Source organism: Pseudoxanthomonas sp. LjRoot143, from assembly GCF_964252945.1.
Lineage (GTDB): Bacteria > Pseudomonadota > Gammaproteobacteria > Xanthomonadales > Xanthomonadaceae > Pseudoxanthomonas_A.
The window spans coordinates 4,146,585-4,161,838 of record NZ_CAXUPM020000001.1 but is presented as its reverse complement, the minus strand read 5'-3'; the positions used below and the strand labels follow the sequence as shown (position 1 = coordinate 4,161,838).

10 protein-coding genes are annotated in these 15,254 nt (G+C 65.9%); 3 read left to right on the top strand and 7 right to left on the bottom strand.

Going from position 1 to position 15,254, the window contains the following annotated elements; genetic code table 11:
• Nucleotides 1-169 precede the first annotated feature (169 nt).
• The 4 genes from ACSQ1W_RS19990 to ACSQ1W_RS19975 all read right to left on the bottom strand — a co-directional run bounded on the left by ACSQ1W_RS19990 (nt 170) and on the right by ACSQ1W_RS19975 (nt 6,687).
• Nucleotides 170-1,435 carry an NAD(P)/FAD-dependent oxidoreductase gene (locus ACSQ1W_RS19990; protein WP_436045729.1) on the bottom strand — a complete coding sequence of 422 codons (1,266 nt, stop codon included), beginning with the start codon at nt 1,433-1,435 and terminating at the stop codon, nt 170-172.
• Nucleotides 1,432-2,139, bottom strand: a complete 708-nt coding sequence (locus ACSQ1W_RS19985; RefSeq protein ID WP_436045728.1) for a M15 family metallopeptidase — start codon at nt 2,137-2,139, stop codon at nt 1,432-1,434. Before ACSQ1W_RS19985 ends, ACSQ1W_RS19990 begins: the two co-directional genes overlap by 4 nt.
• Nucleotide 2,140: 1 nt before the next feature.
• Nucleotides 2,141-3,685: a serine hydrolase gene (locus tag ACSQ1W_RS19980; RefSeq protein WP_436045726.1), complete on the bottom strand. Its 1,545-nt coding sequence runs from the start codon at nt 3,683-3,685 to the stop codon at nt 2,141-2,143.
• A 113-nt stretch (nt 3,686-3,798) separates the two neighbouring features.
• Complete coding sequence (locus tag ACSQ1W_RS19975; protein ID WP_436045724.1) at nt 3,799-6,687, bottom strand: TonB-dependent receptor plug domain-containing protein; 2,889 nt, start codon at nt 6,685-6,687, stop codon at nt 3,799-3,801.
• A gap of 33 nt (nt 6,688-6,720) precedes the next feature.
• On the opposite strand from ACSQ1W_RS19975, the gene ACSQ1W_RS19970 reads away from it, so the two are divergent.
• A complete protein-coding gene (locus tag ACSQ1W_RS19970; protein WP_436045722.1) occupies nt 6,721-6,894 on the top strand; it encodes a hypothetical protein in 174 nt (57 codons plus the stop codon).
• Nucleotides 6,895-7,016: 122 nt separating this feature from the next.
• Here the strand turns inward: ACSQ1W_RS19970 and ACSQ1W_RS19965 are convergent, their stop codons facing one another.
• The 3 genes from ACSQ1W_RS19965 to ACSQ1W_RS19955 all read right to left on the bottom strand — a co-directional run bounded on the left by ACSQ1W_RS19965 (nt 7,017) and on the right by ACSQ1W_RS19955 (nt 12,393).
• On the bottom strand, nt 7,017-7,775 hold the full coding sequence (locus tag ACSQ1W_RS19965) for an N-acetylmuramoyl-L-alanine amidase (RefSeq protein WP_436045720.1): 759 nt from the start codon (nt 7,773-7,775) through the stop codon (nt 7,017-7,019).
• Between the two features lie 135 nt (nt 7,776-7,910).
• Nucleotides 7,911-10,925 carry a TonB-dependent receptor gene (locus ACSQ1W_RS19960; RefSeq protein ID WP_436045719.1) on the bottom strand — a complete coding sequence of 1,005 codons (3,015 nt, stop codon included), beginning with the start codon at nt 10,923-10,925 and terminating at the stop codon, nt 7,911-7,913.
• A 46-nt stretch (nt 10,926-10,971) separates the two neighbouring features.
• On the bottom strand, nt 10,972-12,393 hold the full coding sequence (locus ACSQ1W_RS19955; protein ID WP_436046258.1) for a transglutaminase-like domain-containing protein: 1,422 nt from the start codon (nt 12,391-12,393) through the stop codon (nt 10,972-10,974).
• 261 nt (nt 12,394-12,654) lie between these two features.
• On the opposite strand from ACSQ1W_RS19955, the gene ACSQ1W_RS19950 reads away from it, so the two are divergent.
• Together ACSQ1W_RS19950 and ACSQ1W_RS19945 are read left to right on the top strand one after the other, a co-directional pair.
• Entirely contained in the window at nt 12,655-14,121 is a 1,467-nt protein-coding gene (locus ACSQ1W_RS19950) for an SH3 domain-containing protein (RefSeq protein WP_436045718.1), read from the top strand.
• Entirely contained in the window at nt 14,118-15,215 is a 1,098-nt protein-coding gene (locus ACSQ1W_RS19945; protein ID WP_192274226.1) for a dipeptide epimerase, read from the top strand. The genes ACSQ1W_RS19950 and ACSQ1W_RS19945 overlap by 4 nt, the downstream gene beginning before the upstream one ends.
• The last annotated feature ends 39 nt before the right edge of the window (nt 15,216-15,254 follow it).

Sequence of the window (15,254 nt, the reverse complement as noted above, 5' to 3'; positions counted from 1 at the left end):
AGGAGCGACGTGAGTCGCGACCGCACGCGCTGACGGCCGATACGCCCCACATCAAGGCAGGACTCATCGGCAAAAACGCCTTTGCAGCCTTCATCCGCCCCATCCGAGACCGGTATCTCCATCGGGCCGCGATCGCGACTCACGTCGCTCCCACGACAGCAAACGGGATTTACCCGAATCGCGCCAGCCCGTAGGGCGCCAGGGGAATCTCCGGCCGGTCGCCCGCCATCATCTGGTCGACCAGCCTGCCGGTGACCGGGCCCTGTGTCAGGCCAAGATGGCCGTGACCGGTGGCGACGAAAATTCCTTCGCCCGGCACGCGGTCGATGATCGGCAGCGAATCCGGCGTGCACGGGCGGTTGCCTGCCCATTCCGACACCGGTTCGCCGGTAATGCCCGGGAATAGCTTGCGCGCTTCCGGATCGAGGCGATGGATCAGCGCGTAATGTGGGTCGCGGCCGAGCGCGGTCAGTTCCTTGATGCTGGTCATGCGGATGCCGGCCTGCATCGGCGACACCACCATGTAGCGCTCGGCCCACAGCGTGGGACGCTGCACCACCGCTGACGCCTGCGGGTACATCAGGTGGTAGCCGCGCGCGGGAATCACCGGGATCTTCAAGCCGAACGGACGCAGCAGCGCGTTGCTCCACGCACCCGCGGCCACGACCACGCGGCCGGCATGCACGGGACCGTGATCGGTATCGACGCGGTAGCCGTCGCCGTGCCTGGCGATCGCCGACGCACTGGCGGTCAGCGATGCCGCCCCGCGCGCGCGCAGGTCATCGAACAGGCGCCGGCAGAACTCGCCCGGATCGCGCATCGCCAGGGAGTCACGCTGGAACACCGCGCGCTGGAAGCCCGCGCCGATGTTGGGTTCGAGGTCACGCAGCTGGGCGGCATCGAGCACGTCGAACGCGACCCGACGCTCGCGCATCAGTCCACGTTCCCACTCTCCCTTCTCGAACGTGGCGTCCTCGCTGTAGACGTGCAGGTAGCCCGTGTGACCGATCAGTTCGCCCGCTCCGATCCGCTCGCCCAGATCCAGCCAGGCAGCGCGCGAGGCGGTGTTGATCGCACTGAGGGCATCGATGATCGGCACCACATGCTGCAGCCGGCCCCGGTTGAGGAACTGCAGTAGCCAGCGCGCATAGGACGGGCTGACGGCCCAGTCCAGCTTCAGCGGCGCCAGCGGGTTGGCCAGCATGCGCAGCGCCTTGGTGACGATGCCCGGCGTGGATTGCGGCATCACGTTGCCGACAGAGATGGAGCCGGCATTGCCGAACGAGGTCTCGCCCGCCGGCCCCTTGGCGTCGATCAGCAGGCAGGACAGCCCGCGATCCATCAGGTGATGGGCCGTCGACAAGCCGACGATACCGCTGCCGATCACCGCGACATCGGCGGTCTGCGGCGAGGAAGAAGAAGGAGAAGGACTCATTGGATCGGGACGTCGTAGGCCGTGCGTGGGGTGGGTTCGGGACGGAAGGTGAAGTGCCACCACTCCATCGCGTAGTTCTGGAAGCCGTGCCGCGCCATCGCCTGCACCAGCCGCTCGCGGTTGCGGCGTTGTTCGTCGGTGATGGACGGGTCGGCGGTGTTGGCGCGCGGATCGAAGAAGTCGAACGGCGTGCCCATGTCGAGTTCGACGCAGGCATCGCGTTCGCAACGGACCAGGGTCAGGTCGAGCGTGGCGCCGCGACTGTGTCCGGAAGTCTCGGCGATGTAGCCGTCCAGCAGGCTCGCCTTCTCCAGGTTCGGGTAGTACGCGGCCTTCGTGCGCTGGTCGCCCGGATCGCGCGCCCAGCGGACGAAGTGCTGGACCGCGCGCACGGGGCGATAGCAGTCGAACACCTTCAGCGACAGGCCTTCCCGCTCGACGTCCCGCTGCACGTGCGCCAGCGCTTGCGCGACCGGCGCCAGCAGCAGGCACTTGGGCGCTTCATAGCCGGTGACAGGCGTGCCGACGAAGTTGTTGCCGCCCGCGTAGCGGATGTCCTGCCGCAGGCCGGCAACGACCGTGGCGGCATCGACCAGATCCACGTCGGCTGCTTCCTGTGCAGGCGAGACCTGCACGCCCGGCGAGGACGCACAGGCGCCCAGCCACGGCAAGGCGCAGACCAGCAGCAGCCAGGCACCGCGCATGTCAGCGGCACACCTGCGTGCGGTGGAAATCGAGATCGGCATAGTCGTAGCTGAAGTCCGCGTCCGGGTCGACATGCGACAGTGTAAGTCGGGCATCGCCACCTGCAGGCAGCGTGGCGAAGTGCAGCCACGGCTCGGCATCCACGCTGTCGTCGTCCCAGTCCACCAGCCAGCGTTCATCCACGCGCATCACGGTGCCAGACAGCATCGGCGAGCGTGCGGCCACGAAGCGCACGCGATCGCCATCGGGACACAGCGCGACGTCGCCAAACCAGGGGTCGCGGTAGTGTCCGGTCCATGCCGCCAGCGACCGCGCGCTGGCGATCGCGCGATGGCGCGTATCCGTCTTCGGCTTGGCAGCCCGCTCGCCGGCACGCTCCTGCTCCAGCAGTCCTGCGTAAAGCGCGACGGTCGGCGAAGTCGAAGGTGCAGTGAACTGTTTGGTCAACACCTGCCCCAGCACCGTGCGGGCGGCTTCGCCTTCGCCATTGATCAGGATGACGATGCCGGTGCGCTGGTCCGGCAACAGGATCACCGACGAGTACATGCCCGCCAGCGTGCCGGTATGCGCGACCTTCCACACGCCATCGACATCCGACAACCGCCAGCCATACCCATACGCGGAGAAGTGGCTGTTGTCCCAGGCACGCATCCGCGCGCTGACCGGCATCGGCATGTGCGCGGTCCACACCGCCTTGCGCTGCGCCGGCGACAGCCACGCGGGCGTCGCGTCGGGCGACAGCCACATGCGCATCCACGTCAGCATGTCGTCGAGGCTGCAGCGGATGCCGCCGGCCGCCATGGACGTGACGTTGGGAACCACATCATCATCTTCGCGGATGACACGATTGCCTTGCGACGTGCGCATGTGCGGCTGCGCCACGTTGCCCACGGCCGCGCGGTTCCATTCGCCGACCTGGCAGCGCGACAGCCCGAGCGGCGCGAACAGTTCGCGCTTCACCAGCTCTTCGTAGGACGCTCCCCCTGCCGCGGCCGCGACTTCGCCCGCCACGACATACAGCAGGTTGTCGTAGGCGTACGCAGCACGGAAGCTGTGGGTCGGCTTGAGGTGCTGGAGACCGGCGATGATGTCGCCCCGGGTGAACCGGTTCGGTTCCGGCCACAGCATCAGATCGCCCGCGCCCAGCCCCAGGCCACTGTTGTGGATCAGCAGATCGCGTACCTGCATCTGCTGCGTGACCCACGGATCATGCATGCGGAACTGCGGCAGGTACTTGGTGACCGGATCGTCCCACTTGAGCTTGCCAGCGTCGACCAGTCGTGCCAGCACACCGGCCGTCATCGCCTTGCTGTTGGAGGCGATCTTGAACAGCGTGTCGTTGTCGATCCTCTCATCGCTGCCGGCCCGCAGCTCACCCAGCGTGCGCGTGTACGCGACCTCGCCATCGCGGATGACGCCGACCGCCAGGCCAGGCAGGCCGTAGCGCTCGAATGTCTGTTCCACGGCGGCGTCGATGGCGGCATTGCCGGGCTCGGCGTGCGCGATGGGCGCCAACAGCGCCAGGCAGGCAAGGAAATGCTTCATGGCGTGGCTCACGTTTCCGGAGATTCCGAGCGCGCTGCCCTGCACGCGGACGAGCCGTCGCCGACATTGCCGGCGACGGCCCGAGGCTTGCTGCAGGTCGACGACGGATCAGGTCAGTCGAACTTGTACTCGACCATCAGCGCGAACGAACGGCCACGCGGATCGGCGACACGCGGTTCCCATGCGGCACCTGAAGCGAAGTCGTTGTAGTGGGCGGTGAACGGCGGATCCTCATTGAGCAGGTTACGCACGATGAAGGTGAACTTGGCGTTCTCCAGCCCCGTCCAGCCCAGGCTGTAGTTGTAGGTGATGTAGTCGTCGACGTCCGGATTCCAGTTTTCCGGAATGTAGCTGTTGTTGACCACGCTGACCGGGACTTCGTCCTTGTAACCATCGCGGTAGATCTGCGTGAGCGTGTGCGACCAGTCGCCCTTGGCCCACGCGAAACTCAGCGTGTGCTTCCATTTCAGCGGCAGGTTGTAGTAGCGGATGTACTTGCCGACCTGGTTCGGACCGTACGGCGTGCTCTCCAGCGCCTTTTCCTGGAAGCTGTCGATGTAGCTGCCATTGAGGTTGACGCGGAAAGTGCCGCCGGCAAGGTCGCCGATCACGTTGGCATCCAGCTCGATGCCACTGATCAGGGTGCCGCCGGAGTTGATGAAGCGACGATCGATGCCGACCACCTGGCCGCTGCTGTCCCGGATCCAGTTGGCGGCGAACAGGTCGTAGTTGGCGACCAGGGTGGCCTGGTTGGGCACGCGGATGGTGTTGGTACGCTCGATCTCCCACCAGTCCAGGCTGACGTTGAAGTGTTCGTTCGGCGCGAACACCACGCCGAAGCTCTTCTGGTCGGACGTTTCGGGCTTCAGGTCGGCCTTGCCGCCGGTCAGGATGTCCGGCTGGATCGCCGTGCAGCCCGGGATCGCCGGATTGGCGACACCGCCGGGGCAGCTGGCCGGATCGACCAGATCGAAACCGGTGTACGGGCTGGACGTCACGCCACTGAACAGCTTGGTGAATTCCGGCACCTTGAAGCCGTCACTGATCGCACCGCGGAAGGCCAGCGATTCGATCGGCTGCCACTTGAACGAGAACTTCGGGTTGATCGTGCTGCCGAAGCCGTCGTAGTCGTCGCGGCGTACCGCCAGGCTCACTTCCAGGCTGTCCACGATCGGCAGGAAGGCCTCGGCGTAGACCGCCTTCACATCGCGCGACACCTTGGGCAGATTATTGGTGGCGTCGAATGGCGCACCGAAGATGTAGCTGTTGTCCAGGACGATGCCGTCCTTTGTCGAGCCGAACTCGAACTCTTCGCGACGCAGGTCCACGCCGACCGCCGCCATCACTTCGCCGCCCCACAGGTTGAAGCCGAGACCGCCGGAGAACGCGGCATCCAGCGTGGTGACGGTCGACTCGCCGCCATACAAGCGCACGCCCGCCGCCGAGGCCGCCTGCAGCATCGCGACCCCCGCGGGATCATGCTGCTGGCCCGGCATCAGGAACGGATTCAGCAGCCCGCTGCCCAGCGCCGCCTTGAAGCCCGGCGTGAAGTAGTAGCCGCTGCCCAGCACGGATTCGGCTTCGCTGGATGCGCGCGACAGGCCTACGTCGTAGTCCCAGCTGCCGATCGTGCCGTCGACGCCGACCAGGAAGCGATACGCCTTGGTGGTCGTCTCGATCTGGCGCGGGCCGCAGACTTCGCAGCGCCAGCGATAGGGAATCGGATTGCCGTACACCAGGTTGCCACTGCCGAAGTACGACGACAGTGCATTGAAGACCATGTTGTAGGTCGCCAACGACTGCGCGTTACCGGGCAGATACGGGTACCAGGTGCTAGGCCCAAGCGCCGAAGCGGCCGTCGAGGCACTCGAGGTGATCTGCTGTGCTTCAAACTGACGGTTGGACTCGGAACGCGAGGCCATGGCTTCGGCGTAGAAACGATGGTTCTCGCCGAGCTTGAACGTGGCACGACCCAGCGCCTGCAAGCTTTCCTGCGGCTGCTGCATCACCTGCGCCGCCGGATAGTCCCACGCACAGGCGTACTTCGAGTTGGCGACGCCCCACAGGCGGTACGCGTACGGACCCATCATGTCGCCGCCCGCCTCGCAGCCCGCCGCACCCGGCAGGTTGAGGATGTTGATCAGCGCCTGGCCGCCGCCACCGGCGGGATCGGTCAGCGTGCCGGTGATGATGCCGCCGGCGATGTTGGACACCGTGGCGAACGGCGTGCCGCGGGTATCGGGCGACAGGCCCCGGTCGAGCTGGAAGGTGTTCGCGTAATCACGGTCGCTGCCCAGAAGGATCTCGTTCTCGCGATAGTTCATCGTGCCCCAGACGTTCCAGCCGTCCGAGTCGATGTCGCCCATGCCACCGAGCACACTGTAGGTGTAGATGTTGCCGCCGCCATCCTGGGTAACGTCGAAACCCGCGTTGACCGTGATGCCCTGGTAGTCGCTGCGGGTGATGAAGTTGATCACGCCGCCGATGGCGTCGGTACCGTAGACCGCCGAGGCGCCGTCGCGCAGCACTTCGACGCGATCGATGGCGGCGAAGGGAATCGAATTGAGGTCCACAGCCTGTCCACGCAGGCCATGGGTGGCGACGCGGCGGCCGTTCAAAAGGACCAGCGTGGCGTCGGCACCCTGGCCACGCAGGTTGGCGCCGGACACGCCGTTGTTGCCGCGCAGGTCGGCCGGTGCGATGCCGGCATTGGACGCCAGGCTGTCGGAGGCGTTGCTGGCGACGTTGAGGAACTGCAGCAGCTGTTCCGCGGACGTGATGCCCTGTGCCTCGATCTCCGCTTTCTGGATGATGGTGACGGGCAATGCGGCTTCCACATCGGTGCGCTTGATGCGCGAACCGGTGACGGTCACCGTATCGAGCGTGCGGGCACCACTGGCAGGTGCCGCATCCTGTGCGAGCACGACGCCCGGAACGGCCAAGCCCAGCAGGATGGCGGAAGCGAGGTGGGTGGGCCTAAGCGAAAGGCGTCGAGCGGGCATGCAGATCTCTCCTCTGAATGTCTGGAACGCGCGGTGCGCGCGACCGGTGTGATGGACTGCGATGCGCTCGACGCGTCGTTCCGGGGCCAACGCCTCGCCCATGCGATGCATGCGGCGCAGCGACTGATCGATCCCCGGCCCGCATGGCTCCCCATTCGCGCCTTCCCGCGCATCCATCCCGGATGCGCACCACAGATTGCCTGGTGAAACGGACTGCACCGGCACCCCTGCCGGTAAAACCCCTGTGATGGCGGTTTAGCATGCAGCTTGACCGCAGTCAATAAATTATTCTTGTGATGCAAAAAAACTGACTTGAATATTCCTGCCCGTCACGGTGACGTGGCAGGTAGAGCGGTCAACGCATGCAGGATGCGCAGGTCTTCGGCGTCCAGTTCCGACCCTTCCATGCCGCGAAAGCGATGATGGAAAGCACGCACCGTATCGGGGCGATTGTCGGTGGAGTAACCGATCGCCCGCAGCGCCAGCCACGGATCGAAGCCGGGCGGCGGATCGCCGGCACCCTCGGTCGGCCACACGCCGAAGCCGGCGTCCGCCAGACGCTTCCAGGGGAACAGCGGGCCCGGATCGATCTTGCGCGTCGGCGCCAGATCCGAATGGCCGATGACCTGAGTCGGCGGAATACGCAGACGCTGCGTCAGGTCGCGCAGCAGCACGATCAGGCTGTCGATCTGCGCATCAGGAAACGCGCTCTTGCCGTCGTTGTCGATCTCGATGCCGATGGACGCGTTGTTGACATCGGTGATCGCGCCCCAGCTTCCGGCGCCCGCGTGCCAGGCGCGCTGCGTGTCGCTGACCAGCTGGTAGATCTTGCCGTCCTTGCCGAGCAGGTAATGCGAACTGACGCGTCCGCCGCTATTGCGGCTGCGAAGGGTATCCAGCGACTGCTCCACCGAATCCTGTTCGGTGTAGTGCAGCACGATGACCACCGGCCGACGCTCATCGAAGTTCTTCGACGGCACCCAGGTGGCGAGCGGATTGCGTGGTGCGGAGTGGGCGCAGGCGCCCAGCAACATGACCAGCGTCAGCAGGATGGCGGAGCGACGCAGCGGGCGGAAAAGCATCGTCATGACAGGACCTCGCGATGGAGCTGGAGACAGGAATAGCACGGAGCGCCTCGGGAAGGCGCGCCACATGGACAAAGAAAGGCCTGCCGCGAACGGCAGGCCACCGGAGAAATCAAAAGCCCGAACCTGCGGCCGTGATCAGAAATTCCAGGTCACCACCAGTTGGGCGTAACGCGGGGACTGCCAGCGGGTGCCGGTGCCGAAGGTGGAGCGCATCTGGCCGGGCTGACCTTCGTAGCGCGCACTCACGTTGACGACCTCCTGATCGTTGAGCAGGTTGTAGACCGAGAAGCGCGCCTTCAGGTCGATGCCTTCCACCGGCAAGGTCCACGTGACGTTGGCACCGAGGTTGTAGGTCCATGGCATGCGACCGAATGCACCGCGCTCGGTCCGCTGATAGACGCGATCGGCCCAGTTTCCGGAGCAGTTCTGGACGCACAGCCAGCCCGTGCCGCCACCGCTACCCGTGCTGGTGTAGCTGGCCACGGCCAGGTTCTCGCCCGGCCAGGTGACGCCGAAGGCGGTGATCGGACCGCCGGACAGCGCGGTGAACGTGCCGCCGACCGACCACATCTCGTTGAACTTGTAACTGGCACGCAGTTTGATCTGGTGCTCGTGATCGTTGAACAGCACGCCATAGCGATCGTTGTTGGCCGGGTGATCCCAGTGCTGGGTCATGCCGGTGTCGCCGTAGTTGGTATCCGAGTTGACCGGTCCCTCGTGGTTGCCTTCGGACTTCGACCACAGGTACGACGCGTTGAACGCCCACTTGTCGTCCCACGCGCGGTCGATCTGGAACTCGACCGCCTTGTAGGTGCGCTTGGGTTTGGAGTAGCCCACGATGCGGTTGCTGCCGACCGTGATGTAGCCTTCTTTCGAGGTATCGATGGTGACCCAGCCATCCTGGGCGCACCCCATGTCGGTGGTGCCCCACAGCGTCAGCGATTCGCCAGGATTGATGATCGGCCAGATCGTGCCGTGCCTCACGCCGCACAGTGCGTTGATGCGCGCATCGCCCAGGTCGTTTGTCATGCGTCGATAGGTGGCATTGATGCCCCACGACCACGCCTGGTTGATCATGGTCTGGAAGCCGACGATCGCCTCGTCCTGGTACACCGCATCCAGGTCGCGATCGACGCTTTGTCGCGTGTCGTTCACGACGACGTTCATCGACTGGTCCACCGGGCCGATCTGCGCCCCGATCACGGGCGCCATGTACGACGCGCCGGTGATCGGGTTGGTTTCGGCACGCCAGCCATCCAGTGCGTAGTAGGTGTACTCGTCGGTGAGGCCGCCTGCGAAGTTGTAGTTGATGATGCTGGGGATAGGCAGGTAGTAGCGCCCCAGATTGCCGAACAGCTTGGTGCTGCCGTCGCCCTTCATGTCCCAGGAGAAGCCCAGACGAGGCGAGAACAGGTTGTCCTGCTCGATGAAGGTGTTGCCGACCGCATCCATGTTCTCGAACGTATCCAGGCGCAGGCCGAGGTTCAGCAGCAGGTTCGGCGTCACGCTCCAGATGTCTTCCACATAGAACGCGCTCGCCTTGGTATCGAACGCGCCACCGTCGGACCGTTCGCGCCCGGTGATGACGGCGCTGACGCCCGCCGGCACGATGCCGCCGTTGGACAGCGTGTCGCCGGGGTTCTGCGCGGTCACGGTGTAGCGCATGCCGGTCGGACCCGGGTAGGACGTGAAGCGTTCGGTATTCATCTCCTCGCGATCGATGCCGAAACGGAGCAGGTGATCGCCCAGCGTCCATTCGAAGTCCAATCGACCCACCTTGCGCTCGTCGTGATGGTCGACGACCGACGTGCTGGTGCTCGGGTGGCATGAAACCGGCGGGCGACCCATGGCGGTGTAGGCCGCGTTGTAGGTCGTGCCGATGATCACCTGTGAGCACAGTTCGTCGGCGGACGAGTAGACCAGCGCCTGGGTACGGTTGATCCCGTACATCGCCTTGGCGGTGAAGTTGTCGCCGAAGTGGCCGGTGTAGGTGACCGATCCATTCTTGCCGCCGCTCTCGGCCGTGCTCTTGCCGACGTACGCGCCCTTGGTGGCGGTGGCGAAGGTGTAGCCATAGGTGTCGACTTCGGCCTCGCCCTCGTCCGAGAAGGCCAGCAGCTCCAGCAGATGGTCGTCATTGATCTGCCAGTCCATCTTGACGCCCCAGAACCCGTTGCCGGATTCGTTCTTGCTCCAGCTGCTGCCCAGCGCATTCGTATAGCTCGCGTCGTTGTCGCGCTGCTCGAACATCGCGAACAGGAACAACTTGTCCTTCACCACCGGCCCTGATGCCCAGACATTGTTCTTCATCCAGGACTGGCGGTCATGACTGGACAGCACATTGGTGCTGCCATCGGCGTAGTAGTGGTCGTCCGCCGTGGAACGCCACGCGGCGGGCTCTAAGGTCGACTGGATGCCGCCCTGGAACTCGTTGGTGCCGCGGCGCGTGACTGCGTTGATCACACCGCCCGTGCTGCGGCCGAATTCCACCGAGTAGCCGCCGGTCTTGACCTGGAACTCCTGGAAGAAGCCAAACGGCGCACTCGAGAAGCTCTGCCTCCGGTAGAAGTCGGTGACGTTGAGGCCATTGATGAACACCGAGTTCTCGGCGATCGAAGAGCCGCCGAACGAGATGCCACCCAGCGACGAGTTGCCGGAGATCACGCCGGGTGCGAGCAGCGCCACCGATGTCAGGCTCTGGTCGACCGGAATTCGCGCGAGTTCCTCGCGGTTGATGTTGGTGGCCGACTCCGTCGAGCGTACGTCCACCCGGTTGATCACCCGCGACCCCACCACCTGCACGGCGTTTAGGTTCACCACGCCACCGTCGGCACCGAGGTTGACCGTGGTCGTACCGCCCAGCGACACGTTGACGCCGACGGCATCGCCTACATCGGCGCCGTCGCGCTTCACCTGCAGGCGGTACTCGCCGATAGGCAGCTGGGTCAGGCGGTAGCTGCCGTTGCCTTCCACCGTGACGGTGCGGGTGGCGCCCGTCGCGGTATTAGTGATCGTGATCTGATCGCCCGCGCTGGCGCGACCCGCGACCGCGCCGGTCGCGCTCTGCGCCATCGCCAGCGGCGCCATCGTGGCCATGCATGCGCCCAGGGCGATGCCCAGTGCCGCCTTCTTCAGAACCTTGCCTTTCATCCCCGCTCTCTCCTGCTAAAGATGTTGGTAGAAACGTGTGGTGGTGTCAGCCGCGCCCATCCCGCGGCAGCATGGTCCATTCGAACGTGTAGTCCCATTGGTCGAAGTAGAGGTTGCCGCCCTTCCATTCGACTTCGCCGCGCTGCAGGTCCACGGTTTCGGAGCGCACGTGCTGCTTGGCGGGGATGAACTCGCGCGAGTAGTCGTCGTTGAACGCCACGCGATACGCATCCAGCCCACCGAGGTAGAACCAGCGCAGCGCCGGGTCGTCCGATGCCAACTGGCCGGTGGTCACGTCCATCGGCACCCAGCCGTAAGGTGCGAGGTACAGCGCACCCCAGTCGTGCATGGTGTCGTGGCCTTCCACGTCTTCCGAGTAGGCCCAGCCCGACTGCCAGCGCGCGGGAATGCCGTTCATGCGCAGCAGCGTGATCAGCAGCAGCGTCTGCTGTCCGCAGTCGGCATGGCCGGCGCGGAAGGCGTAGTCGCTGATGTTGCTGATCGTGGAGTACTCGCGCGCGCCGGCCCACGGAATGCGGTCCACGGCGGCAAACAGTTTCTGGGCGATGCGGTACGGGTTCTTCTCGTCGCCCACGATCTGCTCGCTGAAGCGGCGCAGGTCGTCGCTGAAGACGACATGCGGGGCGCGCTCGGCGAGGAAGGCAGCGAGTTCCGGCGTGGCCGTCGCGGGCACTACACGGTCGGGATCCATCGCCACGCGGCGCGCGTGCATCGTCACCTCGTACGTCACCGAGAAGGTCGTCGGTACGCCGGCGACCGCCGCCTGCTCGAAATAGGCCGTGCGCTGCAGCGCGCGTTCCGGCGCCACCTGCGGACGGCCCGGCTGGCTGGCCACCAGTGCGATGGCTTCCTGCTGGCCCGCGATGGCACGCGGATACGGCAGCCAGGCGCGCACGGTCTCCCCCGCCGGCACGGCGTCGGGTTTCACGCTAAGGGTGTGGGTGATGCGCACGCGACGCGGCAGCACGCTGGTCGCGCCGGTGGCTTTGGCGACCTGCACCACGTCGCGATGATGGCGGTGCAGCGCCTCGTAAGGGCCTTGCACGAAGGCCCGCACCGGCGGCGCACGGCGAGCGGCGGCCTCCGGACTCAGGCGGAACAGGTTCGACACCGACCGGCTGAAGTAGCGCGGCTCACCGTCGATATCCAGCCGCTCGATCAGCCCGGCGCTGTCCCAGCGCTGGAACTCGTCCTCGCCAAGATCCGGCACGTGCGTGCGGAGCCGTTCGCGCACGGCGTCGGCGTCGAGGGTGAAATCGAGGCGGATGCGGCGCATGCGTTCGCGCTGGAACAACAAGGCTTCTCGGTCTGCGGCCGCCGCATCGGACGCGGCCAGCGCACGGGCGATGGCGGCTTCCGCGCTCTGGAAGCGTCCACGGTCGATGTCGGCGACGATGGCGGAGAGCGGGTCACCGGCCTCTGCCAGGCCCGTCACCGGGAGTACCATCGGCCACCCGCACAGCGACAGCCACGCGGCCAGCCGGCGCCGGGTGCGCCTGCCGCGTTCTGTCACCACGTGCTGGCTCCTGCTGGCATCCACGTCGTACATCCCCACGCCGACTGGTCACGGCTGTGTAACACGGCATGAACACAAGGGTCAATAATTTATTCTTGATTTTTATATCGGAAGAAATAAATATTCTTGTGGAAACCGTCCCCGGCATGGCGTCATGGTTGCCGGGTGGATGGGTCTGATAGAGGGGAGTGGATGAACGCATCGATGCCGTATCGGCCTTTGGCCCGGCGACTCACGGGCGGACGCACCGGGCCGGGGGGGCGCCTGAAAGCCCTCGCCCTGCTGAGCCTGCTTGCCACCGGCATGCCCGCTCTGGCGCGCGACCCGCTGCCTGTTCCCGCCCATGCCGTCATCGGCGTGCAAGACCGGCACCTCCAGGCCGACGACTGGGTCCGGCGTCTCGCCGAGCCGGACCGGCCGCTGCTCAACGGCGCCGGCGTGGCGGCGCAGAACGACCGCATGTGGCAGAGCGACCGGCATCTCCATGTGCTGCAGAACCTGCCCCCGGATCTCACGCGCGCGCAGGTTCGCGGCTGGCTGGACCCGCTGTCCGCTCCTCCGACCCGTACGCTGTACGACGAGCGGGGCGTTGAGATCACGAAGCCGCAGCTGGCTGCCATCATCGCCAATGCCGCTGTGGACGCGGTCGCCGCCACCGCCCCCGCACGCTACGGGCTGGTGGTGCACCGCGCCGACCTCCGTACCTTTCCGACCCGCCAGCGCGTCTTCAGCAGCCAGGGCGATACGGACATCGACCGCTTCCAGGAAAGCGCGCTGTTCCCGGGTTCGCCGGTGGTCATCGCGCACACCAGCGCCGACGGCGACTGGTACTTCGTGGTGAGCCCGCGGTACGCCGCGTGGATAGAAAAGCGGTTCGTCGGCGAAGGTGCCCGCGACACGGTGCTCGGCTACGGCGCGGGCACGTCCGCCCTGGTGGTGACCGGCGCCACCGTGCGTACCGTTTACAACCCGGAGGAGGCCGGCATCTCGGCGCTGCAGCTGGACATGGGTGTCCGGGTCCCGGTGCTGGCCGACTGGCCGGCCGACAAAGTGGTGAACGGGCAACACCCCTACACCTCGCACGTCATCCAACTGCCGGCGCGCCGTGCCGACGGCGCGCTCGCCCTGCTGCCGGCCTTGCTGCCGCGCACCGCCGACGTCGCATCGGATTACCTGCCGTATACCGCAGCCAACCTGCTCCGCCAGAGCTTCAAGTTCCTCGGCGAGCGCTACGGCTGGGGCCACGGCTACGACAGCCGCGATTGCAGCGGTTTCGTGTCGGAGGTCTACCAGAGCATGGGCATCGTCCTGCCGCGCAACACCAGCGCGCAGGCCGTCAGCCCGGCACTGGAGCGCATCGGCTTCGACGCCGGCGACAGCCACGAGAAGCGCCTGGCCGTGCTGCGCACGTTGCAGGTCGGCGATCTGGTCTACATCCCGGGCCACGTGATGATGGTGATCGGCCACGACAACGGCACCACCTACACCATCCACGACACCACCGGCATCACCTACCGCGGCGCCGACGGCAAGGTCGTCCGCACCACCCTCAATTCAGTGGCCGTCACGCCGCTGGAACCCTTGCTGTTCAACAGCGAGCAGTCCACCGTTGACCGCATCACCGCCATCCAGCGCATCCGTCCCCAAGGGGCTCCATGAAGATCACCGACATCACCTTCGGCATGCTGCGCGTGCCGCTGAAGACACCGTTCAAGACCGCGCTGCGCACCGTCGACACGGTGGAAGACATCGTGGTGATCGTGAAGACCGACACTGGCCACGTCGGCTACGGCGAGGCGCCGGCCACGGCCGTCATCACCGGCGACACGCACGGCTCGATCGTCGAGGCCATCGGCAAGTTCATCCGGCCCCGGCTGATCGGCCAGGACGTCGCCAACCTCAACCGCATCACCGACCTCATCCAGACGGCGCTCGAGCGCAATACCAGCGCCAAGGCGGCGGTCGAGATCGCGGTCTACGACCTGTGGGCGCAGCTCTACGACGCGCCGCTGTACAAGATGCTCGGCGGCGGCGACCCCGTCATCACCACCGACATCACCATCAGCGTGGACTACATCGACAAGATGGTGGCCGACTCGATCAGCGCGGTAGAGCGCGGCTTCGAGTCATTGAAGATCAAGGTCGGCAAGGACATCGGCCTGGACATCGAACGAGTGAAGGCCATCTATTCCGCCGTCGAGGGCCGTGCGCTGCTGCGCCTGGACGCCAACCAGGGCTGGACCGCAAAGCAGGCGGTGTTCGCCATGCAGCATCTGGAAGACGCGGGCGTCGTACTGGAATTGCTGGAGCAACCGGTCAAGGCGCGCGACCTGGACGGCCTGAAGTACGTCACTGACCGCGTGCACACGCCGGTCATGGCGGACGAAAGCGTGTTCGGCCCGACCGAGGTGATCGACCTGATCAAGATGCGCGCCGCGGACATCATCAACATCAAGCTGATGAAGACCGGCGGCATCTCCAACGCCATCCGCATCGCCGACATCGCCTCGCTGTACGGCGTGGAATGCATGATCGGCTGCATGATCGAGACCAGCATCAGCGTGGCGGCTGCCGTGCACGTGGCTGCGGCGAAGGCCAACGTCATCACCAAGGTGGACCTGGACGGCCCGTCGCTGGGGCAGTTCAACCCGGTCGAAGGCGGCGTGATCTTCAACGAGTCGGAAATCACGATTACCGAGGCGCCCGGCCTGGGTATCCGCGAGATCCGTGGCCTGGAACTGCTGCCGGGCTGAGCCCGGTGGCGATGGCCCGTTGTCAGCACCGTCCACCGC

Bases quoted from the DNA above. Each gene is read 5' to 3' on its own strand.
- ACSQ1W_RS19965 (WP_436045720.1), bottom strand. From the start codon at position 7,775: ATGACGATGCTTTTCCGCCCGCTGCGTCGCTCCGCCATCCTGCTGACG.
- ACSQ1W_RS19990 (WP_436045729.1), bottom strand. From the start codon at position 1,435: ATGAGTCCTTCTCCTTCTTCTTCCTCGCCGCAGACCGCCGATGTCGCG.
- ACSQ1W_RS19980 (WP_436045726.1), bottom strand. From the start codon at position 3,685: ATGAAGCATTTCCTTGCCTGCCTGGCGCTGTTGGCGCCCATCGCGCAC.
- ACSQ1W_RS19960 (WP_436045719.1), bottom strand. From the start codon at position 10,925: ATGAAAGGCAAGGTTCTGAAGAAGGCGGCACTGGGCATCGCCCTGGGC.
- ACSQ1W_RS19945 (WP_192274226.1), top strand. From the start codon at position 14,118: ATGAAGATCACCGACATCACCTTCGGCATGCTGCGCGTGCCGCTGAAG.
- ACSQ1W_RS19950 (WP_436045718.1), top strand. From the start codon at position 12,655: ATGAACGCATCGATGCCGTATCGGCCTTTGGCCCGGCGACTCACGGGC.
- ACSQ1W_RS19985 (WP_436045728.1), bottom strand. From the start codon at position 2,139: ATGCGCGGTGCCTGGCTGCTGCTGGTCTGCGCCTTGCCGTGGCTGGGC.
- ACSQ1W_RS19955 (WP_436046258.1), bottom strand. From the start codon at position 12,393: ATGGTACTCCCGGTGACGGGCCTGGCAGAGGCCGGTGACCCGCTCTCC.
- ACSQ1W_RS19975 (WP_436045724.1), bottom strand. From the start codon at position 6,687: ATGCCCGCTCGACGCCTTTCGCTTAGGCCCACCCACCTCGCTTCCGCC.